Annotated in this window: 36 protein-coding genes; 1 reads left to right on the forward strand and 35 read right to left on the reverse strand. The window is 66.5% G+C overall.

Annotated elements, in window-relative coordinates; genetic code table 11:
- Nucleotides 1–89: 89 nt before the first annotated feature.
- From glmM to ABTZ94_RS08745, 5 genes are all read right to left on the reverse strand, one after another.
- Nucleotides 90–1448, reverse strand: a complete 1359-nt coding sequence (glmM, locus tag ABTZ94_RS08725; RefSeq protein WP_351198922.1) for a phosphoglucosamine mutase — start codon at nucleotides 1446–1448, stop codon at nucleotides 90–92.
- A 222-nt stretch (nucleotides 1449–1670) separates the two neighbouring features.
- Nucleotides 1671–2198: a 30S ribosomal protein S9 gene (gene rpsI, locus ABTZ94_RS08730; RefSeq protein WP_030914197.1), complete on the reverse strand. Its 528-nt coding sequence runs from the start codon at nucleotides 2196–2198 to the stop codon at nucleotides 1671–1673.
- 44 nt (nucleotides 2199–2242) lie between these two features.
- Nucleotides 2243–2686: a 50S ribosomal protein L13 gene (gene rplM, locus ABTZ94_RS08735; protein ID WP_124269622.1), complete on the reverse strand. Its 444-nt coding sequence runs from the start codon at nucleotides 2684–2686 to the stop codon at nucleotides 2243–2245.
- Nucleotides 2687–2940: 254 nt separating this feature from the next.
- On the reverse strand, nucleotides 2941–3249 hold the full coding sequence (locus tag ABTZ94_RS08740; RefSeq protein WP_351198925.1) for a hypothetical protein: 309 nt from the start codon (nucleotides 3247–3249) through the stop codon (nucleotides 2941–2943).
- Nucleotides 3250–3415: 166 nt separating this feature from the next.
- Nucleotides 3416–5044 (reverse strand): ABC-F family ATP-binding cassette domain-containing protein, encoded by a 1629-nt coding sequence (locus ABTZ94_RS08745; RefSeq protein WP_351198985.1) that lies wholly within the window; start codon nucleotides 5042–5044, stop codon nucleotides 3416–3418.
- 58 nt (nucleotides 5045–5102) lie between these two features.
- Here ABTZ94_RS08745 and ABTZ94_RS08750 point away from each other — a divergent pair, with 58 nt between their 5' ends.
- The gene (locus ABTZ94_RS08750; RefSeq protein WP_351198927.1) at nucleotides 5103–5957 is read left to right on the forward strand and encodes a hypothetical protein; all 855 of its coding nucleotides are present in this window, start codon (nucleotides 5103–5105) and stop codon (nucleotides 5955–5957) included.
- Between the two features lie 69 nt (nucleotides 5958–6026).
- Here ABTZ94_RS08750 and truA read toward each other — a convergent pair whose 3' ends face one another.
- From truA to rplD, 30 genes are all read right to left on the reverse strand, one after another.
- Nucleotides 6027–6881: a tRNA pseudouridine(38-40) synthase TruA gene (truA, locus tag ABTZ94_RS08755; RefSeq protein WP_351198929.1), complete on the reverse strand. Its 855-nt coding sequence runs from the start codon at nucleotides 6879–6881 to the stop codon at nucleotides 6027–6029.
- Nucleotides 6882–6968: 87 nt separating this feature from the next.
- The gene (gene rplQ, locus ABTZ94_RS08760) at nucleotides 6969–7481 is read right to left on the reverse strand and encodes a 50S ribosomal protein L17 (RefSeq protein WP_351198931.1); all 513 of its coding nucleotides are present in this window, start codon (nucleotides 7479–7481) and stop codon (nucleotides 6969–6971) included.
- A gap of 214 nt (nucleotides 7482–7695) precedes the next feature.
- Complete coding sequence (locus ABTZ94_RS08765) at nucleotides 7696–8718, reverse strand: DNA-directed RNA polymerase subunit alpha (RefSeq protein WP_326767231.1); 1023 nt, start codon at nucleotides 8716–8718, stop codon at nucleotides 7696–7698.
- Nucleotides 8719–8825: 107 nt separating this feature from the next.
- Nucleotides 8826–9452: a 30S ribosomal protein S4 gene (rpsD, locus tag ABTZ94_RS08770; protein ID WP_093897256.1), complete on the reverse strand. Its 627-nt coding sequence runs from the start codon at nucleotides 9450–9452 to the stop codon at nucleotides 8826–8828.
- Nucleotides 9453–9483: 31 nt separating this feature from the next.
- Nucleotides 9484–9888, reverse strand: coding sequence for a 30S ribosomal protein S11 (rpsK, locus tag ABTZ94_RS08775; protein WP_003956432.1), 405 nt, complete (start codon nucleotides 9886–9888; stop codon nucleotides 9484–9486).
- Between the two features lie 106 nt (nucleotides 9889–9994).
- Nucleotides 9995–10375, reverse strand: a complete 381-nt coding sequence (gene rpsM / locus ABTZ94_RS08780; protein WP_014047799.1) for a 30S ribosomal protein S13 — start codon at nucleotides 10373–10375, stop codon at nucleotides 9995–9997.
- A 194-nt stretch (nucleotides 10376–10569) separates the two neighbouring features.
- Nucleotides 10570–10683 carry a 50S ribosomal protein L36 gene (gene rpmJ, locus ABTZ94_RS08785; RefSeq protein WP_003956441.1) on the reverse strand — a complete coding sequence of 38 codons (114 nt, stop codon included), beginning with the start codon at nucleotides 10681–10683 and terminating at the stop codon, nucleotides 10570–10572.
- A 60-nt stretch (nucleotides 10684–10743) separates the two neighbouring features.
- Nucleotides 10744–10965, reverse strand: coding sequence for a translation initiation factor IF-1 (gene infA, locus ABTZ94_RS08790; protein ID WP_003956442.1), 222 nt, complete (start codon nucleotides 10963–10965; stop codon nucleotides 10744–10746).
- A gap of 172 nt (nucleotides 10966–11137) precedes the next feature.
- A complete protein-coding gene (gene map / locus ABTZ94_RS08795) occupies nucleotides 11138–11974 on the reverse strand; it encodes a type I methionyl aminopeptidase (RefSeq protein WP_351198933.1) in 837 nt (278 codons plus the stop codon).
- A gap of 134 nt (nucleotides 11975–12108) precedes the next feature.
- Entirely contained in the window at nucleotides 12109–12765 is a 657-nt protein-coding gene (locus ABTZ94_RS08800) for an adenylate kinase (RefSeq protein ID WP_351198935.1), read from the reverse strand.
- Entirely contained in the window at nucleotides 12765–14084 is a 1320-nt protein-coding gene (gene secY, locus ABTZ94_RS08805; RefSeq protein ID WP_351198937.1) for a preprotein translocase subunit SecY, read from the reverse strand. The genes ABTZ94_RS08800 and secY overlap by 1 nt, the downstream gene beginning before the upstream one ends.
- A gap of 215 nt (nucleotides 14085–14299) precedes the next feature.
- Nucleotides 14300–14755 carry a 50S ribosomal protein L15 gene (gene rplO / locus ABTZ94_RS08810; protein WP_018550610.1) on the reverse strand — a complete coding sequence of 152 codons (456 nt, stop codon included), beginning with the start codon at nucleotides 14753–14755 and terminating at the stop codon, nucleotides 14300–14302.
- A 1-nt stretch (nucleotide 14756) separates the two neighbouring features.
- Entirely contained in the window at nucleotides 14757–14939 is a 183-nt protein-coding gene (gene rpmD / locus ABTZ94_RS08815; protein WP_018550611.1) for a 50S ribosomal protein L30, read from the reverse strand.
- The gene (gene rpsE / locus ABTZ94_RS08820; protein ID WP_266913326.1) at nucleotides 14939–15544 is read right to left on the reverse strand and encodes a 30S ribosomal protein S5; all 606 of its coding nucleotides are present in this window, start codon (nucleotides 15542–15544) and stop codon (nucleotides 14939–14941) included. Before rpsE ends, rpmD begins: the two co-directional genes overlap by 1 nt.
- A 46-nt stretch (nucleotides 15545–15590) precedes the next feature.
- Nucleotides 15591–15974 (reverse strand): 50S ribosomal protein L18, encoded by a 384-nt coding sequence (gene rplR, locus ABTZ94_RS08825; RefSeq protein WP_093540756.1) that lies wholly within the window; start codon nucleotides 15972–15974, stop codon nucleotides 15591–15593.
- Between the two features lie 2 nt (nucleotides 15975–15976).
- Nucleotides 15977–16516 carry a 50S ribosomal protein L6 gene (gene rplF / locus ABTZ94_RS08830; RefSeq protein ID WP_351198940.1) on the reverse strand — a complete coding sequence of 180 codons (540 nt, stop codon included), beginning with the start codon at nucleotides 16514–16516 and terminating at the stop codon, nucleotides 15977–15979.
- A gap of 21 nt (nucleotides 16517–16537) precedes the next feature.
- Complete coding sequence (gene rpsH, locus ABTZ94_RS08835; protein WP_030351444.1) at nucleotides 16538–16936, reverse strand: 30S ribosomal protein S8; 399 nt, start codon at nucleotides 16934–16936, stop codon at nucleotides 16538–16540.
- A gap of 224 nt (nucleotides 16937–17160) precedes the next feature.
- Nucleotides 17161–17346, reverse strand: a complete 186-nt coding sequence (locus tag ABTZ94_RS08840) for a type Z 30S ribosomal protein S14 (RefSeq protein WP_024491590.1) — start codon at nucleotides 17344–17346, stop codon at nucleotides 17161–17163.
- Nucleotides 17347–17348: 2 nt separating this feature from the next.
- On the reverse strand, nucleotides 17349–17906 hold the full coding sequence (rplE, locus tag ABTZ94_RS08845) for a 50S ribosomal protein L5 (protein WP_093897251.1): 558 nt from the start codon (nucleotides 17904–17906) through the stop codon (nucleotides 17349–17351).
- A complete protein-coding gene (rplX, locus tag ABTZ94_RS08850) occupies nucleotides 17906–18229 on the reverse strand; it encodes a 50S ribosomal protein L24 (RefSeq protein WP_003966949.1) in 324 nt (107 codons plus the stop codon). The genes rplE and rplX overlap by 1 nt, the downstream gene beginning before the upstream one ends.
- A 2-nt stretch (nucleotides 18230–18231) precedes the next feature.
- Nucleotides 18232–18600 carry a 50S ribosomal protein L14 gene (gene rplN / locus ABTZ94_RS08855; RefSeq protein WP_003966950.1) on the reverse strand — a complete coding sequence of 123 codons (369 nt, stop codon included), beginning with the start codon at nucleotides 18598–18600 and terminating at the stop codon, nucleotides 18232–18234.
- Nucleotides 18601–18700: 100 nt separating this feature from the next.
- Nucleotides 18701–18985 (reverse strand): 30S ribosomal protein S17, encoded by a 285-nt coding sequence (rpsQ, locus tag ABTZ94_RS08860; protein ID WP_030977953.1) that lies wholly within the window; start codon nucleotides 18983–18985, stop codon nucleotides 18701–18703.
- Nucleotides 18985–19209 carry a 50S ribosomal protein L29 gene (gene rpmC / locus ABTZ94_RS08865; RefSeq protein WP_015035581.1) on the reverse strand — a complete coding sequence of 75 codons (225 nt, stop codon included), beginning with the start codon at nucleotides 19207–19209 and terminating at the stop codon, nucleotides 18985–18987. Before rpmC ends, rpsQ begins: the two co-directional genes overlap by 1 nt.
- The gene (gene rplP / locus ABTZ94_RS08870) at nucleotides 19209–19628 is read right to left on the reverse strand and encodes a 50S ribosomal protein L16 (protein WP_014047785.1); all 420 of its coding nucleotides are present in this window, start codon (nucleotides 19626–19628) and stop codon (nucleotides 19209–19211) included. Before rplP ends, rpmC begins: the two co-directional genes overlap by 1 nt.
- 5 nt (nucleotides 19629–19633) lie before the next feature.
- Complete coding sequence (rpsC, locus tag ABTZ94_RS08875) at nucleotides 19634–20476, reverse strand: 30S ribosomal protein S3 (RefSeq protein WP_093540760.1); 843 nt, start codon at nucleotides 20474–20476, stop codon at nucleotides 19634–19636.
- Entirely contained in the window at nucleotides 20476–20823 is a 348-nt protein-coding gene (gene rplV / locus ABTZ94_RS08880; RefSeq protein ID WP_026290933.1) for a 50S ribosomal protein L22, read from the reverse strand. Before rplV ends, rpsC begins: the two co-directional genes overlap by 1 nt.
- Nucleotides 20824–20865: 42 nt before the next feature.
- Entirely contained in the window at nucleotides 20866–21147 is a 282-nt protein-coding gene (gene rpsS, locus ABTZ94_RS08885; protein ID WP_023539342.1) for a 30S ribosomal protein S19, read from the reverse strand.
- A 12-nt stretch (nucleotides 21148–21159) separates the two neighbouring features.
- Nucleotides 21160–21996 (reverse strand): 50S ribosomal protein L2, encoded by an 837-nt coding sequence (gene rplB / locus ABTZ94_RS08890; protein ID WP_351198943.1) that lies wholly within the window; start codon nucleotides 21994–21996, stop codon nucleotides 21160–21162.
- A gap of 40 nt (nucleotides 21997–22036) precedes the next feature.
- On the reverse strand, nucleotides 22037–22360 hold the full coding sequence (gene rplW, locus ABTZ94_RS08895; protein ID WP_093897250.1) for a 50S ribosomal protein L23: 324 nt from the start codon (nucleotides 22358–22360) through the stop codon (nucleotides 22037–22039).
- Nucleotides 22360–23010: a 50S ribosomal protein L4 gene (gene rplD / locus ABTZ94_RS08900; protein ID WP_351198946.1), complete on the reverse strand. Its 651-nt coding sequence runs from the start codon at nucleotides 23008–23010 to the stop codon at nucleotides 22360–22362. The genes rplW and rplD overlap by 1 nt, the downstream gene beginning before the upstream one ends.
- Nucleotide 23011 lies beyond the last annotated feature (1 nt).

Below are 23011 nucleotides of genomic sequence, written 5' to 3' on the forward strand. Positions count from 1 at the left end.
TAACGGCAACGTGATCCGGCTGTCTCGCTCCAGTGCTGTAGCCGGAAAGGTTCACCGGCGCGACGGGGCAGAGCTTGCCGGGAAGGGCACTAGCCGAGTGCGGACTTCACCACATCGGCCAGCCGCTCGGCGACCGCCCGTGCCTGCTCGATGTCGGCCGCCTCGACCATGACCCGTACCAGGGGCTCCGTGCCCGACTGGCGCAGCAGTACACGCCCGGTGGACCCCAGCTCGCGCTCGGCCTCGGCGACCGCCGCGGCCAGCTCCGGGGAGGTCTCGACCCGGGACTTGTCGACGTCGGGGACGTTGATCAGCAGCTGGGGCAGCCGCTGCATGACCCCGGCCAGCTCGGCGAGCGTACGGCCGGTGGCGGTGACCCGGGCCGCCAGCATCAGGCCGGTCAGCGTGCCGTCGCCGGTCGTGGCGTGGTCCAGGACGATGACATGGCCGGACTGCTCGCCGCCCAGCGCATAGCCCTCGGCCTTCATCGACTCCAGTACGTAACGGTCGCCGACAGCGGTCTGGACGAGCTGGATGCCCTCCCGCTCCATCGCGATCTTGAAGCCGAGGTTGGACATGACCGTGCCGACCACGGTGTCCTTGCGCAGCTGCCCGGCCTCGCGCATGGCGAGGGCGAGCACGGCCAGGATCTGGTCGCCGTCGACCTCCGCGCCCGTGGCGTCCACGGCGAGGCAGCGGTCCGCGTCGCCGTCGTGCGCGATGCCGAGGTCGGCGCCGTGCTCGACGACGGCGGCCTTCAGGAGCTCCAGGTGGGTGGAGCCGCAGCCGTCGTTGATGTTCAGACCGTCCGGTTCGGCACCGATAGTGATCACCTCGGCGCCGGCCCGCGCGAAGGCCTCGGGCGAGACCCGGGAGGCCGCGCCGTGTGCCTCGTCGAGGACGACCGTCAGCCCGTCGAGCCGGTTCGGGAGGACGGCGATGAGGTGGGCTACGTACCGGTCGAAGCCCTCGGCGTACTCGGTGACCCGGCCCACCCCTGCGCCCGTCGGACGCGCCCAGGGCTCACCGGTGCGGTGCTGCTCGTAGACCGTCTCGATCCGGTCCTCCAGCTCGTCGGCGAGCTTGTGACCGCCACGGGCGAAGAACTTGACACCGTTGTCCGGCATGGCGTTGTGGCTGGCGGAGAGCATCACACCGAGGTCGGCGCCCAGCGCGCCGGTGAGGTACGCCACCGCAGGGGTGGGCAGCACACCGACCCGCAGGACGTCCACGCCGGCACTGGCGAGGCCGGCCACGACGGCGGCCTCCAGGAACTCTCCGGACGCACGTGGGTCACGTCCCACCACGGCTGTCGGCCGATGCCCCTCAAAGGTGCCCGCCTCGGCAAGCACGTGCGCCGCAGCGACCGAGAGACCGAGCGCCAGCTCAGCCGTCAGATCCGCATTGGCCACACCGCGCACACCGTCCGTGCCGAAGAGCCGTCCCACTGGTGTCCTCCGAATGCTCCGAAAACGCAAACCAAACCAACGCACGGCAACACGACGCGCAGAGCGCGGCACACCGTCGCCGGGCAACGTGACACAACGCTGCGCATGCAAGCGTATGAACGTCCTATGCCGTTATACGCCCGAGGGTGCCGATAGACGAACGCCCCGGCCAGCACAAGGTGTGCCGCCGGGGCGAACGTGTAAAGCAGATGAGCAGGCGGATTAGCGCTTGCTGTACTGCGGGGCCTTACGGGCCTTCTTGAGACCGGCCTTCTTGCGCTCGACCGCACGGTCGTCGCGGGAGAGGAAGCCGGCCTTCTTCAGCGGGGCGCGGTTGTTGTCCACGTCCGCCTCGTTCAACGCACGGGCCACGCCGAGGCGCAGGGCGCCGGCCTGACCCGAGACGCCGCCACCCGAGATGCGGGCGATGACGTCGTAGCGGTTGTCGAGCTCGAGCACCTTGAAGGGCTCGTTGACTTCCTGCTGGTGCACCTTGTTGGGGAAGTAGTCCTCAAGGGTGCGACCGTTGATCTTCCACTTGCCGGTGCCCGGAACGATCCGGACGCGGGCGATGGCGTTCTTCCGACGGCCAAGGCCGGCGGCAGGCTGCGGGTCGCCGAAGCGGGAAGCCAGCGACTCGCTGGTGTACTCGCCCTCGACGGGAACCTCGGACTCGAAGGTGGTCACCTCGGCGAAAACCTCTTCGCCCTCGGTGCCCTCGACGGGGTTCTCAACAGTGGTCTCGGCCACGATTCTCCTCAGATCTTTCTTATGGTCTTAGGGGGAGGCCGGAACTACTGCGCGACCTGGGTGATCTCGAACGGGACCGGCTGCTGAGCAGCGTGCGGGTGCTGGTCGCCCGCGTAGACCTTGAGCTTCGAGAGCATCTGACGGCCCAGGGTGTTCTTGGGGATCATGCCCTTGATGGCCTTCTCGACAGCCTTCTCCGGGCTCTTGGAGAGGAGCTCGTCGTAACGCACGGAGCGCAGACCACCCGGGAACCCGGAGTGGCGGTACGCCATCTTCTGGGTCTTCTTGTTGCCGGAGAGGTGAACCTTCTCGGCGTTGATGATGATGACGAAGTCGCCCATGTCCATGTGGGGGGCGTAAATCGCCTTGTGCTTGCCGCGGAGGAGGTTCGCAGCCGTGGTGGCCAGACGACCCAGGACGATGTCCTGCGCGTCAATGATGTGCCACTGGCGCGTCACATCGCCGGGCTTGGGGCTGTACGTACGCACGGTCGTAGCCTTCGCTTCTTCAGTGAGTGAGTCCTGACAAGGCCACCCGGACGATCACACCAGCCTTGGCGGCACTACGGGGACGCAACCCGAGTGCCTGCCGCTGGTCATCGGCCCGGTGGACCGGCGTAAGGGCCCCTCGCGTGAGAACGACCAAGCCAATACGCATAACAAACCAGAAGAATACCGTTGCTCCCCCACGCGGGTCAAAACAGCCTCCGCACCCCGGCCGGCCGGGCCTGACTGCCCCGCAGTCAGGCCTCGCTCGCCACGAACAGATCCTCGGCGATCTCGGCCGTCAACGACCGATCCAGCCAGTCGCTCAGCTCATCCAGATCACCACACGAAACGATCCGCTCCCGCACCCGCTCCGACACCGCCACCCCCCGCTTGGAGAGAATCCGCAAAATGTCCTCGGCACGCCCCTCGGCGCGGCCCTCAGAACGCAGCCGCTCAGACGTCTCCGAGCGGAAGAAAGAGAGGTCGACGGACATCAGGTCCCTCCAGATCTGTGCGGCCGGAGCGGAACCCAGGCCGAGTTCGGTGAGTTCGGCGAAGATCATCGCCGTGTCGTCGTCAATGAGCTGACCATGCGGACACGCTAGGGACGAGGCATCGGAGGTGTCCTCCCTTCGCGGAGGGCTCACCCAAACAGGTGAGCCTCGCCCCCCGCGCGCCCGTGCCCACGCCCCCGCCTGTGTGCCCACGCCCCCGCCGGGACGCGGAGCGTCACCGCACCCGCTCCACCCTCCGCTCGTCCCACACCGGCTCCGTCGTCTCCCGTACGACGCCGTCCGAGCCGAACACCAGATACCGGTCGAAGGACTTCGCGAACCAGCGGTCGTGCGTGACGGCCATCACCGTCCCGTCGTACACCTCCAGCCCGTCCTGCAGGGCCTCCGCCGACTCCAGGTCCAGGTTGTCCGTCGGCTCGTCCAGCAGCAGTGCCGTCGTGCCGGCCAGCTCCAGGAGCAGGATCTGGAACCGCGCCTGCTGTCCGCCGGACAGCTTCTCGAACGGCTGGTCGCCCTGCCGTTCCAGCTCGTACCGCCGCAGTACGGACATCGCCCCGCCGCGGTCCTTGGCGTGCTCGGTCCACAGGATCTCGACGAGCGTGTGCCCCAGCAGCTCCGGATGGGCGTGCGTCTGCGCGAAGTGACCCGGTACGACGCGCGCCCCGAGCTTCCACTCCCCCGCGTGCGCCACCGGCTCGCCCGCGAGCAGCCGCAGGAAGTGCGACTTCCCGGAGCCGTTCGAGCCGAGGACGGCGACCCGCTCCCCGTAGAAGATCTCCAGGTCGAACGGTTTCATCAGCCCGGTCAGTTCGAGCCCCTTGCAGGTCACTGCCCGTACGCCGGTCCGGCCGCCGCGCAGCCGCATCTTGATGTCCTGCTCGCGAGGCGGCTCCGGCGGGGGTCCCGCGTCCTCGAACTTCTTGAAGCGGGTCTGCATCGCCCGGTAGCGGGACGCCATGTCGGGGCTGATCGCCGCCTGCTGCCGCAGCCGGTGGACCAGCGCCTTCAGCCTGGCGTGCTCCTCCTCCCAGCGCCGCAGCAGCTCCTCGAACCGGGCGAACCGGTCCTTGCGGGCCTGGTGGTACGTGTCGAAACCGGCGCCGTGCACCCACACATCGCTGCCCGCCGGGCTCGGTTCGACGCTGACGATCTTCTCGGCGGCCCTGGACAGCAGCTCCCGGTCGTGGGAGACGAAGAGGACCGTCTTACGGGTCTCCTTCAGCTTCTCCTCCAGCCACCTTTTTCCGGGGACGTCGAGATAGTTGTCCGGCTCGTCGAGCAGCAGCACCTCGTCCGGCCCGCGCAGCAGCGCCTCCAGCACCAGGCGCTTCTGCTCACCGCCGGACAGCGTGCGCACCTCACGCCACTGCGCCTTCTCGTACGGGACACCGAGCGCGGCCATGGTGCACATGTCCCACACGGTCTCGGCCTCGTACCCGCGGGCCTCCGCCCAGTCGCTCAGGGCCTGCGCGTACTTCATCTGCGCGGCCTCGTCGTCGACGGTGAGGATCAGCTCCTCGGCCTTGTCGACCGCCAGCGCCGCTTCCCGGATACGGGGCTGGGCGACGGAGACCAGCAGATCCCGGACCGTACGGTCGTCCCGCACGGAGCCCACGAACTGCTGCATCACCCCGAGCCCGCCGCTCACCGACACGGACCCGCCGTGCGGCTGGAGCTCCCCGGCGAGCAGCCTCAGCAGCGTGGTCTTTCCGGCGCCGTTCGCCCCCACGAGGGCGACCACGGCCCCGTCCGCGACCCGGAACGAAGCATCGCCGAGCAGCACCCGCCCGTCCGGTAGGTAGTACTCCAGATGGCCTGCTTCAAGATGTCCCATGCACAGCATTGTCACGGGCCGCGAAGCCCTGGCCCAACCGGTTTATGTTCCGTCTAGGATTCGCCGCATGAGCTTTGGGCAAGGGGAGCCCTCCTGGGGGCCCGGGGGCACACAGACTCCGGACTGGACAGCGCTGGCCGACGAGTCCGCCGCGCGCAGCCGCCGCAAGAAGTGGCTGCTGATCGGCGGCGGCGTGCTCGCCACCGCGGCGGTCGGTGCCATCGTGGCGACGGCGGTCATCTCGGCCAACAACGGCAACGGCTCCACCGGCTCCGGCAAGAACGCGAGCGAGCTGCCGGCCCCGACCGACCTGCCGAGCAACACGGCCGAGCCCGAGCCGTCCTTCTCCTCGGTGGCACCACCGCCCCCGCCGGACCCGAAGGACTACATATCCGACGTCAAGAAGGACAAGGCGCCGATCACCGTCGACGCGTTCTTCCCCGGCAAGAAGCTGACGATGGGCGACCGCGTCTACGTCAAGGGCGCGACGCAGCAGACGAAGAACTGCGCCGCGACCACCAAGGACGCGCTCGGCTCGATCCTCGTCAACAATGGCTGCGGCCAGGTCATCCGGGCCACGTACAGCAGGGACGGCGTCGCCGTCACCGTCGGCCTCGCGGTCTTCGACACGGAAGCCCGGGCGAAGAGAGCGGCCCAGCAGTCGAGCGGCAGCATCGCCACCCTGAGCGGCGCGGGTGTGCCGGCCTTCTGCTCCACCGGATCGGTGTGCCGCCGTACCGCCAACTTCTACGGCCGCTACGCCTACTTCGCCATCAGTGGTTTCACCAACGGCAAGAACGTCACCACGGCCGACAAGACCGCCTTCACCACCGGCGACGACTTGACGAACTTCACGTTCCGTCAAATCCGCCACCGCGGCGAGCTCCAGGCATCGGCGGCGGCCACGGCACCCGCCGGCTGACAGGGCCGTCGTCCCGAGGGACGGACCACCGTACGGACAGGACCGATCGGACAGGCCCGTCACCGGGTCTCAGCAGCAACCGCTTCCCGGGAGCGTGCGCACGTTGCGCGCCTCCTTGGAGCGGGCCGCCAGCAGCTCGTCGGCCGGGTACGACACCGCCTCCAGCGTCAGCCCATGGGGACGCACCACATGCACGCCGGGGTCCCGCACCCGTGCCGCCAGCACCTGTGCGGGCCACTCGGCCGGGCGACGCCCGTCCCCGACGAACAGCGCCGCCCCGATCAGCGCCCGCACCATGTTGTGGCAGAACGCATCGGCCTGCACGGTCGCCGTCATGATCCCGGACGGCTCGTCCCGTACCCAACTCAGCTTCTGCAGCGTACGGATGGTCGTCGCACCCTCGCGCTTCTTGCAGTACGCGGCGAAGTCGTGCTCCCCGACCATCCGGGCCGCCGCCTCGTTCATGGCGTCGACGTCCAACGGCCGGTCGTGCCACAGCACATGACCGCGCAACAGCGGATCCACTCCACCGGGACGATCGGCGACGCGGTAGGCGTAACGACGCCACAGCGCCGAGAACCGGGCGTTGAACCCGGCCGGGGCCTCCGCAATCCGCCAGATCCGTACATCGGGCGCCATCCGTCCGGCCATCCGCCGCAGCAGCTTGTCCGCGTGCTCGGCCCACACCTCGTCCGGCAGATCGACATGGGCGACCTGGCCCCTGGCATGCACCCCGGCATCGGTGCGTCCGGCGACGGTCAGGTCGTACGTACGCGAGGACCGCGTCACGGTCCGCAGCGCGTCCTCGATCTCCCCCTGGACGGTCCGCCTGGAGGTCTGCTTGGCCCAGCCGGAGAAGTCCTTGCCGTCGTACGCCAGGTCCAGCCGCACCCGTACGAAGCCGGGCTCTACGTCGTCACTCACCGAAGGATCCTTTTCTGCCAGTGCATACGGAACGGGCCCGCACCGCCCCGAAGGGTGATGCGGGCCCGTCCAGTGGTCTCAGAACGCTCAGGCGTCCTTGGCTTCCGCGGCGGGCGCGTCAGCCTCGGCCGGCTTGGCGTCCTCGACGGCCTCGGCCGGAGCCTCGTCCTTCTTGAGGGCGTCTTCCTTGACCGCACGCTTGGTCGCGGCCTCGGCCTCACCGGTGGCCTGCTGGGCCACGGTCAGCGCCTCGACCAGCTCGATGACGGCCATCGGGGCGTTGTCGCCACGACGGTTGCCGATCTTGGTGATGCGGGTGTAACCACCGGGGCGGTTCTCGTACCGCGGGGCGATCTCGGTGAAGAGCGTGTGCACGATGCCCTTGTCCGTGATCGACTGCAGCACCAGGCGACGGTTGTGGATGTCGCCCTTCTTCGCCTTGGTGATGAAACGCTCGGCGACCGGACGCAGGCGGCGAGCCTTGGCCTCGGTCGTGGTGATGCGGCCGTGCTCGAACAGCGCCTTCGCAAGGTTGATGAGAAGAAGCTTCTCGTGCGCAGCGCTGCCGCCCAGACGGGCACCCTTGGCGGGCTTCGGCATGGTTTTTCTCCTTGTGTGCTGCACCGGCCGTATCAGGTACCGGTGTCAGTTCCCGTACGGCGGACGCCCCACGGAAGTATCAGAATCCTTCGGGGCGAATTCACGGCGGATGAAATCCCTCATCAGCCACAATCCAGCCCGTCCGGCGCTTGAGGGCAAAGCCCTCGCCCGGTCCGGGGCGCCCGAAAAACCGGGCACCCCAGCCGGAGGCGTACTAGTACTGCTCGGTCTCCGCGAAACCGGCGTCCGCGTCGTCATCGGCGCCGAACGCGTCGGCCGCGGCCGTCGGGTCGAATCCGGGCGGGCTGTCCTTGAGCGCCAGGCCCATACCGGCCAGCTTCGCCTTGACCTCGTCGATCGACTTCGCACCGAAGTTGCGGATGTCGAGCAGGTCGGCCTCGGAACGAGCCACGAGCTCACCCACGGAGTGGATGCCCTCACGCTTGAGGCAGTTGTACGAACGGACCGTGAGCTCGAGCTCCTCGATCGGCAGCGCCAGATCGGCAGCGAGCGCGGCGTCCGTCGGGGACGGGCCCATGTCGATGCCCTCGGCGTCGATGTTGAGCTCGCGCGCCAGGCCGAACAGCTCGACCAGGGTCTTACCGGCCGACGCCATGGCGTCACGGGGACGCATGGCCTGCTTGGTCTCGACGTCGACGATCAGCTTGTCGAAGTCGGTGCGCTGCTCGACACGGGTCGCCTCGACCTTGTACGTGACCTTGAGCACCGGCGAGTAGATGGAGTCGACCGGGATACGGCCGATCTCCTGGCCCGCCTGCTTGTTCTGGACGGCGGAGACGTAGCCGCGACCGCGCTCGACGGTCAGCTCCATCTCCAGCTTGCCCTTGCCGTTCAGCGTGGCCAGGACCAGGTCCGGGTTGTGGACCTCGACACCGGCCGGCGGGGCGATGTCAGCCGCGGTGACCAGGCCGGGACCCTGCTTGCGCAGGTACATCACGACCGGCTCGTCGTGCTCCGAGGAGACGACCAGCTGCTTGATGTTGAGAATGAGGTCCGTGACGTCTTCCTTGACGCCCGGCACGGTGGTGAACTCGTGCAGGACACCGTCGATCCGGATGCTGGTGACAGCAGCGCCGGGGATCGAGGAGAGGAGCGTACGGCGAAGAGAGTTGCCGAGGGTGTAGCCGAAGCCCGGCTCCAGCGGCTCGATGACGAACCGGGAGCGGAACTCGTCAACGACCTCTTCGGTCAGCGACGGACGCTGAGCGATAAGCATGTTGCGTTCCTTCAGTCGTGGGCGCCCACTATTTGACGCCCCCAGATACTGACAAGGGTACGGGCGGCACGACCCGAAAGAGTCGTACCGCCCGGACCCACGAGCTACTACTTGGAGTAGAGCTCGACGATCAGCTGCTCCTGCACCTGGGTGTCGATCACCTGGCGCTCGGGCAGGGAGTGCACGAGGATCCGCATCGTCGACGGCACGGCTTCGAGCCATGCCGGTACGGTGCGCTCGCCGGCCTCGGCCTGGGCCACCTGGAAGGGGGTCAGGGCCTTGGACTTCTGACGAACCTCGATGACGTCGTTCACGGCGACGCGGGCCGACGGAATGTCAGTCTTCGTGCCGTTCACAGCGATGTGTCCGTGACGCACCAGCTGACGGGCGTGGTCGCGGGACTTGGCGAAGCCTGCCCGGTAGACCACGTTGTCGAGGCGGGTCTCAAGGATGCGCAGAAGGTTCTCACCGGTCTTGCCGGTCTTCTGGTTCGCTTCCTTGTAGTAGTTCACGAACTGTCGTTCAAGAACACCGTAGATCCGCGAGCACTTCTGCTTCTCACGAAGCTGAAGAAGGTACTCGCTGTCCTTGGTGCGCCCGCGTCCGTGCTCACCCGGGGGGTAAGGACGGATCTCGATCGGGCACTTCGCGCTCTCGCACTTGCTGCCCTTGAGGAACAGCTTCTGCTTCTCCCGACGGCAACGCTTGCAGTCGGCCCCGGTGTATCGCGCCATTTTCCAGTTGTCTCCGTTGCTTCAGACGGAATCAGACGCGGCGACGCTTGGGCGGCCGGCATCCGTTGTGCGGAGTGGGGGTGACGTCCTGGATCGAGCCGACCTCCAGGCCGGTGGCCTGGAGCGAACGGATCGCGGTCTCGCGGCCGGAGCCCGGGCCCTTGACGAAGACGTCAACCTTGCGCATGCCGTGCTCCTGCGCGCGGCGGGCGGCCGACTCGGCGGCCATCTGCGCGGCGAAGGGGGTGGACTTGCGCGAGCCCTTGAAGCCGACGTGGCCGGCGGAGGCCCAGGAGATCACGTTGCCCGAGGGGTCCGTGATCGAGACGATCGTGTTGTTGAACGTGCTCTTGATGTGCGCGTGGCCGTGAGCGACGTTCTTCTTTTCCTTGCGACGCACCTTCTTGGCTGCGCCCTGACGACCCTTGGGGGGCATGTCTTGACTCCAGATGGAGAGGGGAGGTGATCGGTCCTACAGCGAAGACCGCTGGTTGCTGCGGATGGCCGGTGACCCGGACGCCCCGCAGTGCGTCCGCTGAGGACTACTTCTTGCCCGGCTTCTTCTTACCGGCGATCGCGCGACGCGGGCCCTTGCGGGTACGAGCGTTCGTGCTGGTGCGCTGGCCGTGGACCGGGAGACCGCGACGGTGGCGGATGCCCTGGTAGCAGCCGATCTCGATCTTGCGGCGGATGTCGCCCTGGATCTCGCGGCGAAGGTCACCCTCGGTGCGGAGGTTGGCGTCCACGTACTCGCGGATCTTGACCAGGTCCTCTTCGGCCAGGTCGCGAACGCGGGTGTTCGGGTTCACGCCCGTGGTGGCGAGGATCTCCTTGGACCGGGTGCGCCCGATACCGAAGACGTAGGTGAGGGCAACCTCCACGCGCTTTTCGCGCGGGATGTCAACACCTGAAACGCGTGCCATTCAATGGCTCCAGTTGTCATTTCGGGGGTCTTCCGCAGTGCCACTCCCGATCGCCGACCTCTCGTGACGAGAGGTGGTACGCCCGGGTCCCCGGCCCCCGCCGGAGGTGTCGTCAGCCGAAGCTTGGACGGACTCTGCGTATGTACGTATTACGTGCGTCGCGCGAAGTGCTGCGAGATGCAGGGGGTCGTACGTCAGCCCTGGCGCTGCTTGTGGCGCAGGTTGTCGCAGATGACCATGACCCGACCGTGACGGCGGATCACCTTGCACTTGTCGCAGATCTTCTTGACGCTCGGCTTGACCTTCATGGGATGTCAGGTTCTCCGGGTCAGTGCCGACACCACGCCGAAGCGGGGTGCGGGCAAGATCTACTTGTAGCGGTAGACGATCCGGCCACGCGTCAGGTCGTACGGAGAGAGCTCCACGACGACCCGGTCATCCGGAAGGATTCGGATGTAGTGCATCCGCATCTTGCCGCTGATGTGCGCGAGGACCTTGTGACCGTTCTGGAGCTCCACCTTGAACATGGCGTTCGGGAGGGACTCGATCACGGTGCCCTCAATTTCGATGGCACCTTGCTTCTTGGCCACGCTTCGCCTTTCGAATCGGCTACCTTGATCGACTTCCGGCATCGCGCGTATACATGTGGACACACGGATGCACGAGAGCCGACGAGTCAGTCTACGTCAGCGGACCCCAAAAGACGAATCCGTCAAGTTTGCCCACCCGGGGAGATCCTTAGACCTCCGCAAGAGGGTCAAATCAGCCCAACGGGTCCGGTGCCGCCTCGATCCCGTATTCGGCCAGCTTCGCCTTGCCGCAGTCGGGGGCCGTCAGGACCAGCGGGCCCTGCTCGGTGACGGCGATCGAATGCTCCCAGTGGGAGGACCAGGTGCCGTCCGTCGTGATCACGGTCCAGTCGTCCTGAAGCACCTCGGTCTGCGGCGTGCCGAGGGACACCATCGGCTCGATGGCCAGGCAGACACCGGGCACGAGCTTGATGCCCTTGCCGCGCTTGCGGGCGACGTAGTTCAGCAGGTGCGGGTCCATGTGCATCTCGGTGCCGATGCCGTGGCCGCCGTAGTCCTCGATGATCCCGTACTTGCCGGTGGCGGGGCGGGGCTGACGGCGGATGTAGGACTCGATCGCCTTCGAGATGTCGACGAGTCGGTTGTTCACCTTCATCGCGGCGATACCGGCCCACATGGACTCCTCGGTCACCCGGGAGAGCTCGACCAGCTCCGGAGCGTGACCGGTGCCGACGAAGGCCGTGTACGCGGCGTCGCCGTGCCAGCCGTCGACGATCGCGCCGGCGTCGATGGAGATGATGTCGCCGTCCTTGAGGACGGTCTTGTCGTCCGGGATGCCGTGGACGACGACCTCGTTGACCGAGGTGCAGATGGTCGCGGGGAACCCGCCGTACCCGAGGAAGTTCGACTTCGCACCGTGATCGGCGATCACCTTGCGGGCGACCTGGTCCAGGTCCAGCGTGGTGGCTCCGGGCACCGCCGCCTCGCGGGTGGCCGCGTGAATGGCAGCGACCACCAGCCCCGCCTCACGCATCTTCGCGATCTGCTCGGGGGTCTTGATCTGCACCATTGCGCGGCGCCTCTCTGCATCGGACTGCATCGAACGGGTGACGGGTGCGGCGTACTCAACGATACGGCGCAAGCAGTCGGCCGCGGCGCCCATGGACGCCGCGGCCGACTGCACAAGTACTGCGGGTTCTTCTCTCAGCCCCTGTCGGACCTGAGAGCCTCCATCGCCCGCTCGGTCACATCGGTGACCTGGCCGAGCGCGGAGATGGTGACCACCAGGTTCTGGGCCCTGTAGTAGTCGATGATCGGCTCGGTCTGCGTGTGGTAGACCTCCAGCCGGGTACGAACCGTGTCCTCGGTGTCGTCGTCACGCTGGTACAGCTGGCCACCGCAGGCGTCGCAGACGCCCTCGGTCTCCGGCGGGTTGTACGCCACGTGGAAGACGTGCGAGCCGTCGTTCCGGCAGATTCGGCGGCCGGCGATGCGCTTGACCACCTCGTCCTCGGGGACCTCCAGGTCCAGGACCGCGTCCAGCTTGGTGCCCTCGTCCTTGAGCATGGCGTCAAGAGCCTCGGCCTGGCCCACATTGCGCGGGAAGCCGTCCAGCAGGAAGCCGTTCTCGGCGTCCGGCTGGGACATACGGTCCTTGGCCATCCCGATGGTGACCTCGTCCGGCACCAGCTGTCCCGCGTCCATGTAGGCGCGGGCCTGCTTGCCAAGGTCAGTGCCCTGGCTGATGTTGGCGCGGAAGAGGTCGCCCGTGGAGATCTGCGGAATCGACAGGTTCTTGGCAAGGTACGCAGCCTGCGTTCCCTTGCCGGCACCGGGCGGCCCGACGAGGACGATTCGCATCAGCGGAGGAACCCTTCGTAATTGCGCTGCTGGAGCTGACTCTCGATCTGCTTCACGGTCTCCAGCCCCACACCCACGATGATCAGGATGCTCGTCCCGCCGAACGGGAAGTTGGCGTTCGCACCACCGAAGCCGGCCAACGCCATCGTCGGCACAAGAGCGATCAGACCCAAGTACAGCGAGCCCGGCCAAGTGATCCTGTTGAGCACGTAGCTCAGGTACTCGGCAGTAGGTCGACCAGCCCGGATACCCGGGATGAAGCCACCATACTTCTTCATGTTGTCGGCGACTTCCTCGGGGTTGAACGAAATCGCCACATAGAAGAAGGCGAAGAAGACGATCAACAGGAAGTACGCGGTGATGTAGTACGGGTGGTCGCCCTTGACGAAGTTGTCCTTGATCCAGGTCGCCCAGCCCGCAGTGGAGTTGGAGAACTGGACGATCAGGGCCGGGATGTAGAGCAGCGAAGAAGCGAAGATGACGGGAATCACACCCGCCTGATTCACCTTCAGCGGGATGTACGTCGACGTACCGCCGTACGACCTGCGGCCGATCATGCGCTTCGCGTACTGCACCGGGATACGGCGCTGGGCCTGCTCGACGAAGACGACGAGGCCCACCATCACGAAGCCGATCAGGATGACGGTGCCGAACTCGATCCAGCCGTCGGCCAGCTTGCCGCTGGTCTTGATGGCCCACAGGGCGCCGGGGAAGCTGGCGGCGATCGAGATGAACATCAGGATCGACATGCCGTTGCCGATGCCACGGTCGGTGATGAGCTCACCGAGCCACATGACGGCCGCGGTACCCGCGGTCATCGTGATCACCATGATGATGGTCGTGAAGATCGACTGGTTCGGCACGATCTGGTCGGCGACCGGGCAGCCGCTGAAGAGCGCGCCACTGGTGGCGGTGGCCACCAGGCCGGTGCCCTGGAGGATGGCGAGCGCGACGGTCAGATAACGCGTGTACTGCGTGATCTTCGCCTGGCCGGACTGCCCCTCCTTCTTGAGCGCCTCGAGTCGGGGAATCACCACGGTCAGCAGCTGAAGAATGATGCTGGCCGTGATGTACGGCATGATGCCGAGCGCGAAGATCGTGATCTGCAGCAGTGCACCACCGCTGAACATGTTCACCAGGCCGAAGAGGCTGTTGTTGCCCTTGCTGGCCTGATCAACACAGGTCTGGACGTTCTCGTAGCTCACTCCCGGTACCGGGATGTGTGCCCCGAGCCGGTAGAGCACGATGATGCCGAGCGTGAAGAGCAGCTTCTTGCGCAGGTCGGGCGTCTTGAACGCCCGGGCGAACGCGGTGAGCACGGTGCCTCCTGCGACCCCCGCGCAAAGCGTAGAGGTGACGGTCTTGAGGATCGACGAATACGTAACAGTCAAAGAACCCCGGGCAGGTGCCCAGGGGGTTACCACACAACAACGCACGCCACCTTACCGGCGACCATGCCCACCTAGGAACGACCAACCGGGGATGCCTCAAATAAGAGGCATCCCCGGTCGGATGTTCAGGCCATCGAGTCGTCTCAGACGAGCTCGGTGACGGTGCCGCCGGCGGCGGCAATCTTCTCCTTGGCGGAGCCGGAGACGGCGTCAACCGAAACCTGCAGTGCCACGGAGATCTCGCCCTGTCCGAGGACCTTGACGAGGTGGTTGTTGCGCACCGCACCCTTGGCGACCAGGTCGGCCACGGTGACCTCTCCACCCTCGGGGTAGAGCGTCGCGAGCTTGTCCAGGTTCACGACCTGGTACTCGGTGCGGAACGGGTTCTTGAAGCCCTTGAGCTTCGGGAGACGCATGTGGAGGGGCATCTGCCCACCCTCGAAGCGCTCCGGAACCTGGTAACGGGCCTTGGTGCCCTTGGTGCCACGACCGGCGGTCTTACCCTTGGACGCCTCACCACGACCCACACGGGTCTTGGCGGTCTTGGCGCCCGGGGCGGGCCGGAGGTCATGGGCCTTCAGCGGCTTGTTCTCCGCCATGTCAGTCGACCTCCTCAACCGTCACGAGGTGGCGGACGGTGTGCACCATTCCGCGGAACTCGGGGCGGTCCTCCTTGACAACCACGTCGTGCAGGCGCTTGAGCCCGAGCGAACGAAGGGTGTCGCGGTGGTTCTGCTTGCTGCCGATGTACGACTTCGTCTGCGTGATCTTGAGGCGAGCCATTACGCACCCGCTCCCGCACGTGCACGAAGCAGAGCCGCGGGGGCGACGTCCTCGAGGGGCAGACCACGGCGAGCCGCGATCTCCTCGGGACGCTGCAGGCCCTTGAGGGCCGCCACGGTCGCGTGCACGATGTTGATCGCGTTGGACGAGCCAAGCGACTTCGACAGGATGTCGTGAACGCCGGCGCACTCCAGAACGGCGCGCACCGGGCCACCGGCGATAACGCCGGTACCGGGGGAAGCCGGCTTCAGCAGCACGACACCCGCGGCCCGCTCGCCCGTGATCGGGTGAGGGATGGTGCCCTGGATGCGCGGAACCTTGAAGAAGCTCTTCTTGGCTTCTTCCACGCCCTTGGCGATGGCCGCGGGAACTTCCTTGGCCTTGCCGTAACCGACACCGACGGTGCCGTCACCATCGCCCACCACGACCAGCGCGGTGAAGCTGAAGCGACGACCACCCTTCACAACCTTGGCGACGCGGTTGATCGCGACAACGCGCTCAACGTACGCGGTCTTCTCGGCGGCAGCTGCGCCGCCGTCACGGCCCTTCCGGTCCCGCCGCTCGCCGCCACCGGCACCGCTTCCGCGGCGCTGGGGTCCAGCCATTGGATTTACCTCTCTCTGTTACGTCCGCTGTGCGTAGGAACCGGGCTCAGAACTTCAGACCGGCTTCACGGGCGGCGTCAGCCAGAGCGGCAATCCGCCCGGCGTACTGGTTACCACCGCGGTCAAACACGACGGCCTCGACGCCTGCGGCCTTGGCACGCTCAGCGACCAGGGCGCCGACCTGCTTGGCCTGGGTGCTCTTGTCGCCCTCGCCACCACGGATGGAGACGTCCAGGGTCGACGCCGACGCGAGCGTGTGGCCCGCGATGTCGTCGATGACCTGAGCCACCATGTGGCGGTTGGACCGCGTCACGACCAAGCGCGGACGCTCCGGCGAACCGGAGATGTGCTTGCGGACGCGGATGTGGCGACGCTTGAGGGCGGCACGCTTGTAGGCGTCGCCCTTGGCGATCTTCACGCCGTATGCCATGGCTACTTACCAGCCTTTCCGACCTTGCGGCGGATGACCTCGCCGGCGTACTTGACGCCCTTGGCCTTGTACGGGTCAGGCTTCCGCAGCTTGCGGATCTTGGCCGCGGTCTCGCCGACCTTCTGCTTGTCGATGCCCTCGACGGAGAACTTCGTGGGGGACTCCACCTTGAAGGTGATGCCCTCCGGGGCCTCGATCAGGATCGGGTGGCTGTAGCCCAGGGCGAACTCCAGGTTGGAGCCCTTCGCCTGGACGCGGTAACCGACACCACTGATCTCGAGCGCCTTGGTGTATCCCTGGGTCACACCGGTGATCATGTTCGCCACCAGCGTGCGGGACAGGCCGTGAAGGGCCTTGTTCTGACGCTCGTCGTTCGGGCGGGCGACGTTCAGAACGCCGTCCTCACCCTTGGTGACCTCGATCGGCGCGGCAACGGTGTGCGTGAGGGTGCCCTTGGGGCCCTTCACCGCGACCGTACGGCCATCGATGGTGACGTCCACACCGGCGGGAACCTGGATGGGGAGCTTGCCGATTCGCGACATGAGCTATTCCTCCGTTCCCGACTACCAGACGTAGGCGAGGACTTCCCCACCTACGCCCTTCTTGCTGGCCTGCTGGCCGGTCAGGAGACCGTGGGACGTGGAGATGATCGCCACGCCCAGGCCGCCGAGGACCTTCGGCAGGTTGGTGGACTTTGCGTATACACGCAGACCCGGCTTCGAGATTCGCTTGATGCCGGCGATCGAGCGCTCGCGGTTCGGGCCGAACTTCAGCTCGAGGACGAGGTTCTTGCCGACCTCGGCGTCCTCGACCTTCCAGCCCGTGATGAAGCCCTCCTGCTGGAGGATCTCCGCGATGTGCGACTTGATCTTGCTGTGCGGCATCACGACGTCGTCGTGGTACGCCGAGTTCGCGTTACGCAGACGCGTGAGCATGTCTGCGATGGGATCAGTCATGGTCATGAATTGGCCTTCGGCCTCTCTCGCCGGGGTTTCCTGTATGCGCCATCCCTCTCCCCACTCAGTGGCGGGACGGGTGCGGTGCGGGGACCTACGGCGTAGTAAGTCGGTCTAGGGCGGCAGGCGCCCAACCCCACAAGCCTACGGCATGTGAGGCCGGGCTCCTGCCGACCAGATGCTTACCGAGAGCTTCCGTCAATTCCCAACGCCCAAAGGGCGAAGGAGAATTACCAGGAGCTCTTGGTCACGCCCGGCAGCTCGCCACGGTGAGCCATCTCACGAAGGCACACGCGGCACAGGCCGAACTTGCGGTAGACGGAGTGGGGCCGGCCGCAGCGCTGGCAGCGGGTGTACCCGCGAACGCCGAACTTCGGCTTACGGGCGGCCTTAGCGATCAGAGACTTCTTCGCCACGGTCAGTTCTCCTTGAACGGGAAGCCGAGGTGACGAAGGAGGGCACGACCCTCGTCGTCATTGGTCGCCGTGGTGACCACGGTGATGTCCATGCCCCGGACCCGGTCGATCTTGTCCTGGTCGATCTCGTGGAACATGACCTGCTCCGTGAGACCGAAGGTGTAGTTGCCACGGCCGTCGAACTGCTTCGGCGACAGGCCACGGAAGTCACGGATACGCGGCAGCGCGAGCGACAGCGTACGGTCCAGGAACTCCCACATCCGGTCACCACGAAGGGTGACGTGGCAGCCGATCGGCTGACCCTCACGCAGCTTGAACTGCGCGATGGACTTGCGGGCCTTGGTGACAGCCGGCTTCTGGCCGGTGATCGTGGTGAGGTCGCGCACGGCGCCATCGATCAACTTGGAGTCGCGGGCGGCGTCGCCCACACCCATGTTGACCACGATCTTGACCAGGCCGGGAATCTGCATGACGTTCTCGAACGAGAACTCCTCACGCAGCTTGCCGGCGATTTCCTCGCGGTACTTCGTCTTCAGACGCGGAGTGGTGGTGGTAGCCATCAGATGTCCTCACCCGTCCGCTTGGCAACGCGGATCTTGTTGCCTTCGTCGTCGAAGCGGTAACCGACGCGCGTGACGACCTTGTTGCCGTCCTTCTCCACGACGAGCTGAACGTTGCTCACGTGGATGGGGGCCTCGGTCGTGACAATGCCACCGGTCTGCGAACCGCGAGCCGTCTGACCGGCCTTGGTGTGCTTCTTGACCCGGTTGACACCCTCGACGAGGACGCGGTCCTGAGCGGGGTAGGCCACGATGACCTTGCCCTGCTTGCCCTTGTCCTTACCGGTGATGACCTGAACCAGGTCGCCCTTCTTGATCTTCATGCTTACAGCACCTCCGGCGCGAGCGAGATGATCTTCATGAACTTCTTCTCGCGCAGCTCACGGCCCACCGGGCCGAAGATACGGGTGCCGCGGGGGTCGCCGTCGTTCTTCAGAATGACGGCGGCGTTCTCGTCGAAGCGGATGTACGAGCCATCCTGACGACGACGCTCCTTGACGGTGCGAACGATGACGGCCTTGACGACGTCACCCTTCTTCACGTTGCCACCGGGGATCGCGTCCTTGACGGTGGCGACGATGACGTCACCGATGCCCGCGTAGCGGCGACCCGAACCACCGAGAACACGGATGGTGAGGATTTCCTTCGCACCCGTGTTGTCGGCGACGCGAAGTCGCGACTCCTGCTGGATCACGTCTATCTCCTGATCGTCTGCCGGTTCCCGGCGGGGGCTCCTTGACCGGAGCCCCCACCGAGCCTGGCGGAACTTGCCTGAGGGGAATGCCCCTCAGGAATTACTTGGCCTTCTCGAGGATCTCGACGACGCGCCACCGCTTCGTGGCGGACAGCGGCCGGGTCTCCATCAGGAGGACGCGGTCGCCGACGCCTGCGGCGTTCTGCTCGTCGTGCGCCTTGAGCTTGTTCGTACGGCGGATGACCTTGCCGTACAGCGCGTGCTTGACACGGTCCTCGACAGCGACGACGACGGTCTTGTCCATCTTGTCGCTGACGACCAGACCCTCACGGGTCTTGCGGAATCCGCGGTCGGTGTTCGTCTCAGTCACAGTCTTCTCGCTCATCAGGCGCTCTCCACCGTCTCGATGCCCAGCTCGCGCTCGCGCATCAGGGTGTAGATCCGGGCGATGTCCTTACGGACGGACTTGAGCCGACCGTGGTTCTCGAGCTGTCCGGTCGCCGCCTGGAAGCGGAGGTTGAACAGCTCTTCCTTGGCCTCGCGGAGCTTGTTGAGGAGCTCCTCGTTGCCCAGCTCGCGCAGCTCGGACGCCTTGGTACCGGCCGACATCACGACTCACCTGCCTCGCGCCGAACGATCCGGCACTTCATCGGAAGCTTGTGAGCAGCGCGGGTAAGCGCCTCACGAGCAATCTTCTCGTTCGGGTAGGACAGCTCGAACATCACCCGACCCGGCTTGACGTTCGCGATCCACCACTCGGGAGAACCCTTACCGGAACCCATGCGGGTCTCGGCAGGCTTCTTCGTCAGGGGGCGGTCCGGGTAGATGTTGATCCAGACCTTGCCGCCACGCTTGATGTGGCGGGTCATCGCGATACGAGCTGCCTCGATCTGGCGGTTCGTCACGTACGCCGGGGTCAGCGCCTGGATGCCGTACTCGCCGAACGCAACCTGCGTGCCACCCTTGGACATACCGCTGCGCTTCGGGTGGTGCTGCTTGCGGTGCTTGACCCTACGGGGGATCAGCATTTCGGTCAGGCCTCCGTTCCGGTGCTCTCAGCAGCCGGAGCGGCAGCGGCGGGAGCCTCGGCCTTGGGGGCCTCGGCAGCCGGAGCCGACTGCTGCTGCGGCTTGCGACCGCGACCGCCGCGCTCGCCACCGCGGCCACCACGGCCGGCCGGGCGGTCAGCGCCGCCACGGGCCGGGCGGTTGCCTGCGCGGGCAGCGGCGTTCTCGGCGCGGACCTCGGCGATGTTCTTGACGTCGCCCTTGTAGATCCAGACCTTCACGCCGATGCGGCCGAAGGTCGTCTTGGCCTCGAAGAAGCCGTAGTCGACGTTCGCGCGGAGCGTGTGCAGGGGCACACGGCCCTCGCGGTAGAACTCCGAGCGGGACATCTCGGCGCCGCCGAGGCGGCCACCGCACTGGATCTTGATGCCCTTGGCGCCGGCCTTCATCGAGCTCTGCATGCTCTTACGCATGGCACGACGGAAGGAGACGCGGGAGGAGAGCTGCTCGGCGACGGCCTGGGCCACCAGCTGAGCGTCCACCTCGGGGTTCTTGACCTCGAGGATGTTCAGCTGGACCTGCTTGCCGGTCAGCTTCTCCAGCTCGCCACGGATGCGGTCGGCCTCGGCGCCACGGCGACCGATGACGATGCCCGGGCGGGCGGTGTGGATGTCAACGCGGACGCGGTCGCGGGTGCGCTCGATCTCGACCTTCGAGATGCCGGCCCGCTCCATGCCCTTCGTCATCATGCGACGAATGGCAACGTCTTCCTTGACGTAGTCCTTGTACAGCTTGTCGGCGTACCAACGGGACTTGAAGTCCGTGGTAATGCCGAGCCGGAACCCGTGCGGGTTTACCTTCTGGCCCATTACCGGGTTCCTTCCTTGCTGCTGACGACCACGGTGATGTGGCTGGTCCGCTTACGGATCCGGTAGGCACGGCCCTGAGCACGCGGACGGAACCGCTTCAGGGTCGGGCCCTCGTCCACGTACGCCTCGCTGATGACCAGCGAAGAGGCGTCAGGGTGGTCGTAGTTGTGTGCGGCGTTGGCGATGGCGCTGTCCAGCACCTTGCCAACCGGCACGCTCGCGGCCTGCGGGGCGAAACGCAGGACCGCCTGAGCCTCCGTGGCATCCATGCCACGGATGAGGTCCACCACGCGGCGGGCCTTCATGGGCGTGACGCGGATGTACCGCGCCTGGGCCCTGGCTTCCATGGTTGTCCCTTCGGTGTGAGTCATAGTCGTTTCCACCCCGCGCTAGCGGCGCTTCGACTTCCGGTCGTCCTTGACGTGGCCGCGGAAGGTGCGAGTCGGCGAGAACTCGCCGAGCTTGTGGCCGACCATCGACTCGGTGACGAACACCGGGACGTGGATCTTGCCGTTGTGCACCGCGATGGTGTGACCCAGCATGGCCGGGATGATCATCGAGCGACGGGACCAGGTCTTGATGACGTTCTTGGTGCCTGCCTCGTTCTGTACGTCCACCTTCTTGATGAGGTGGCCGTCGACGAAGGGCCCCTTCTTGAGACTGCGCGGCATCTAAACCCGCTCCTAGCGCTTCTTGTTCGTCTTGCGGCGGCGGACGATGTACTTGCTCGATTCCTTCTTCGGCGAGCGAGTACGACCCTCCTTCTGACCCCACGGCGAGACCGGGTGGCGTCCACCGGAGGTCTTGCCTTCACCACCACCGTGCGGGTGGTCAACCGGGTTCATCGCAACACCGCGGACGGACGGGCGTACGCCCTTCCAGCGCATGCGACCGGCCTTGCCCCAGTTGATGTTCGACTGCTCGGCGTTGCCGACCTCGCCGATCGTGGCGCGGCAGCGGGCGTCGACCAGGCGGATTTCACCCGACGGCATACGAAGGTGGGCCATGGTGCCCTCCTTCGCCAGCAGCTGCACGGAGGCACCCGCGGAACGGGCGAACTTCGCGCCGCCGCCGGGCCGCAGCTCGATGGCGTGGATGGTCGTACCGACCGGGATGTTGCGCAGCGCCAGGTTGTTGCCGGGCTTGATGTCGGCGGCCGGGCCGTTCTCGACACGGTCGCCCTGCGTCAGGCCACGCGGCGCGATGATGTAGCGCTTCTCGCCGTCCGCGTAGTGCAGGAGCGCGATGCGCGCGGTGCGGTTCGGGTCGTACTCGATGTGCGCGACCTTGGCCGGCACGCCGTCCTTGTCGTGACGACGGAAGTCGATCACGCGGTAGGCGCGCTTGTGTCCACCACCCTGGTGGCGAACAGTGATCCGACCGGCGTTGTTACGGCCGCCCTTGCTGTGCAGGGGGCGGACCAGCGACTTCTCCGGCGTGGACCGCGTGATCTCGACAAAGTCGGCGACGCTGGAGCCACGACGGCCCGGGGTCGTCGGCTTGTACTTGCGGATACCCATTTCTCAGTCCTCGTCCGATTCCGGACGATCCAGACCGCCCTTAGGCGGTCGGACCGCCGAAGATGTCGATACGGTCGCCCTCGGCGAGGGTCACGATGGCGCGCTTGGTGTCAGCGCGCTTGCCGAAACCGGTCTTGGTGCGCTTGCGCTTACCCTGCCGGTTGATCGTGTTGACCCCGGTGACCTTGACCGAGAAGACCGCTTCCACGGCCTGCTTGATCTGGGTCTTGTTGGAGCCGGGCGCGACGATGAACGTGTACTTGTTCTCGTCGAGCAGCGCGTAGCTCTTCTCGGAAACGACCGGCTTGACGAGAACGTCGCGCGGGTCCGAGTAGGTCTTGCTGGTAACGGTCGCCTCGCTCATCAGGCGTCGCTCCCTTCGGTCTCAGCGGTCTGGGGGCCAGACACGAAGGACTCGAGGGCGGCCTGGGTGAAGACCACGTCGTCAGAGACGATCACGTCGTACGTGTTCAGCTGGCCCGGCTCCAGGATGTGCACCTGGGGCAGGTTGCGGGCGGACAGCCACGCGGCCTCGTCGGCGCGGTCGACGACCAGGAGCAGGTTCTTGCGCTCCGAGATCTTGCCGAACAGCGTCTTGGCGGCCTTGGTGGAGACGGCACCCTCGACCACGCCGGTGACGACGTGGATGCGGGAGTGACGGGCCCGGTCCGAGAGGGCACCGCGCAGGGCGGCGGCCTTCATCTTCTTCGGGGTCCGCTGCGAGTAGTCACGCGGCTGCGGGCCGTGGACGACGCCACCGCCGACGAACTGCGGCGCACGGGTCGAACCCTGGCGCGCGCGGCCGGTGCCCTTCTGGCGGTACGGCTTGCGGCCACCGCCACGGACTTCGCCGCGGGTCTTGGTCTTGTGCGTGCCCTGACGGGCAGCTGCCAGCTGCGCGACAACGACCTGGTGGATCAGCGGAACGCTGGTCTTCGCGTCGAAGATCTCCGCGGGGAGCTCGACGGTACCGGCCTTGTCGCCTGCCGGCGAAAGGATCTCAATGGTGCTCATT

The organism is Streptomyces sp. NPDC002785 (assembly GCF_040295565.1).
Lineage (GTDB): Bacteria > Actinomycetota > Actinomycetes > Streptomycetales > Streptomycetaceae > Streptomyces.

Excerpts from the sequence above, each read along its gene's own strand:
- rpsK (WP_003956432.1), bottom strand. The coding sequence starts at position 9,888 with ATGCCCCCCAAGGGTCGTCAGGGCGCAGCCAAGAAGGTGCGTCGCAAG.
- rpsM (WP_014047799.1), bottom strand. The coding sequence starts at position 10,375 with ATGGCACGCGTTTCAGGTGTTGACATCCCGCGCGAAAAGCGCGTGGAG.
- rpsH (WP_030351444.1), bottom strand. The coding sequence starts at position 16,936 with ATGACCATGACTGATCCCATCGCAGACATGCTCACGCGTCTGCGTAAC.
- rplX (WP_003966949.1), bottom strand. The coding sequence starts at position 18,229 with ATGAAGATCAAGAAGGGCGACCTGGTTCAGGTCATCACCGGTAAGGAC.
- map (WP_351198933.1), bottom strand. The coding sequence starts at position 11,974 with ATGGTGCAGATCAAGACCCCCGAGCAGATCGCGAAGATGCGTGAGGCG.
- rplW (WP_093897250.1), bottom strand. The coding sequence starts at position 22,360 with ATGAGCGAGGCGACCGTTACCAGCAAGACCTACTCGGACCCGCGCGAC.
- rplO (WP_018550610.1), bottom strand. The coding sequence starts at position 14,755 with ATGGCGGAGAACAAGCCGCTGAAGGCCCATGACCTCCGGCCCGCCCCG.
- rpsE (WP_266913326.1), bottom strand. The coding sequence starts at position 15,544 with ATGGCTGGACCCCAGCGCCGCGGAAGCGGTGCCGGTGGCGGCGAGCGG.
- ABTZ94_RS08745 (WP_351198985.1), bottom strand. The coding sequence starts at position 5,044 with ATGCTGTGCATGGGACATCTTGAAGCAGGCCATCTGGAGTACTACCTA.
- rplD (WP_351198946.1), bottom strand. The coding sequence starts at position 23,010 with ATGAGCACCATTGAGATCCTTTCGCCGGCAGGCGACAAGGCCGGTACC.
- rplR (WP_093540756.1), bottom strand. The coding sequence starts at position 15,974 with ATGGCATACGGCGTGAAGATCGCCAAGGGCGACGCCTACAAGCGTGCC.
- rpmD (WP_018550611.1), bottom strand. The coding sequence starts at position 14,939 with ATGGCTCGCCTCAAGATCACGCAGACGAAGTCGTACATCGGCAGCAAG.
- rpsD (WP_093897256.1), bottom strand. The coding sequence starts at position 9,452 with ATGGCGCGATACACCGGGGCCGACTGCAAGCGTTGCCGTCGGGAGAAG.
- rplQ (WP_351198931.1), bottom strand. The coding sequence starts at position 7,481 with ATGCCGAAGCCCGCCAAGGGTGCCCGTCTGGGCGGCAGCGCTGCGCAC.
- rpmC (WP_015035581.1), bottom strand. The coding sequence starts at position 19,209 with ATGTCGGCCGGTACCAAGGCGTCCGAGCTGCGCGAGCTGGGCAACGAG.
- ABTZ94_RS08750 (WP_351198927.1), top strand. The coding sequence starts at position 5,103 with ATGAGCTTTGGGCAAGGGGAGCCCTCCTGGGGGCCCGGGGGCACACAG.
- rplP (WP_014047785.1), bottom strand. The coding sequence starts at position 19,628 with ATGCTGATCCCCCGTAGGGTCAAGCACCGCAAGCAGCACCACCCGAAG.
- rpsQ (WP_030977953.1), bottom strand. The coding sequence starts at position 18,985 with ATGAGCGAGAAGACTGTGACTGAGACGAACACCGACCGCGGATTCCGC.
- rpsS (WP_023539342.1), bottom strand. The coding sequence starts at position 21,147 with ATGCCGCGCAGTCTCAAGAAGGGGCCCTTCGTCGACGGCCACCTCATC.
- rpmJ (WP_003956441.1), bottom strand. The coding sequence starts at position 10,683 with ATGAAGGTCAAGCCGAGCGTCAAGAAGATCTGCGACAAGTGCAAGGTG.
- rplF (WP_351198940.1), bottom strand. The coding sequence starts at position 16,516 with ATGTCGCGAATCGGCAAGCTCCCCATCCAGGTTCCCGCCGGTGTGGAC.
- ABTZ94_RS08765 (WP_326767231.1), bottom strand. The coding sequence starts at position 8,718 with ATGCTTATCGCTCAGCGTCCGTCGCTGACCGAAGAGGTCGTTGACGAG.
- rplB (WP_351198943.1), bottom strand. The coding sequence starts at position 21,996 with ATGGGTATCCGCAAGTACAAGCCGACGACCCCGGGCCGTCGTGGCTCC.
- ABTZ94_RS08740 (WP_351198925.1), bottom strand. The coding sequence starts at position 3,249 with ATGATCTTCGCCGAACTCACCGAACTCGGCCTGGGTTCCGCTCCGGCC.
- ABTZ94_RS08800 (WP_351198935.1), bottom strand. The coding sequence starts at position 12,765 with ATGCGAATCGTCCTCGTCGGGCCGCCCGGTGCCGGCAAGGGAACGCAG.
- rplE (WP_093897251.1), bottom strand. The coding sequence starts at position 17,906 with ATGGCTACCACCACCACTCCGCGTCTGAAGACGAAGTACCGCGAGGAA.
- rplV (WP_026290933.1), bottom strand. The coding sequence starts at position 20,823 with ATGGAAGCCAGGGCCCAGGCGCGGTACATCCGCGTCACGCCCATGAAG.
- rpsC (WP_093540760.1), bottom strand. The coding sequence starts at position 20,476 with ATGGGCCAGAAGGTAAACCCGCACGGGTTCCGGCTCGGCATTACCACG.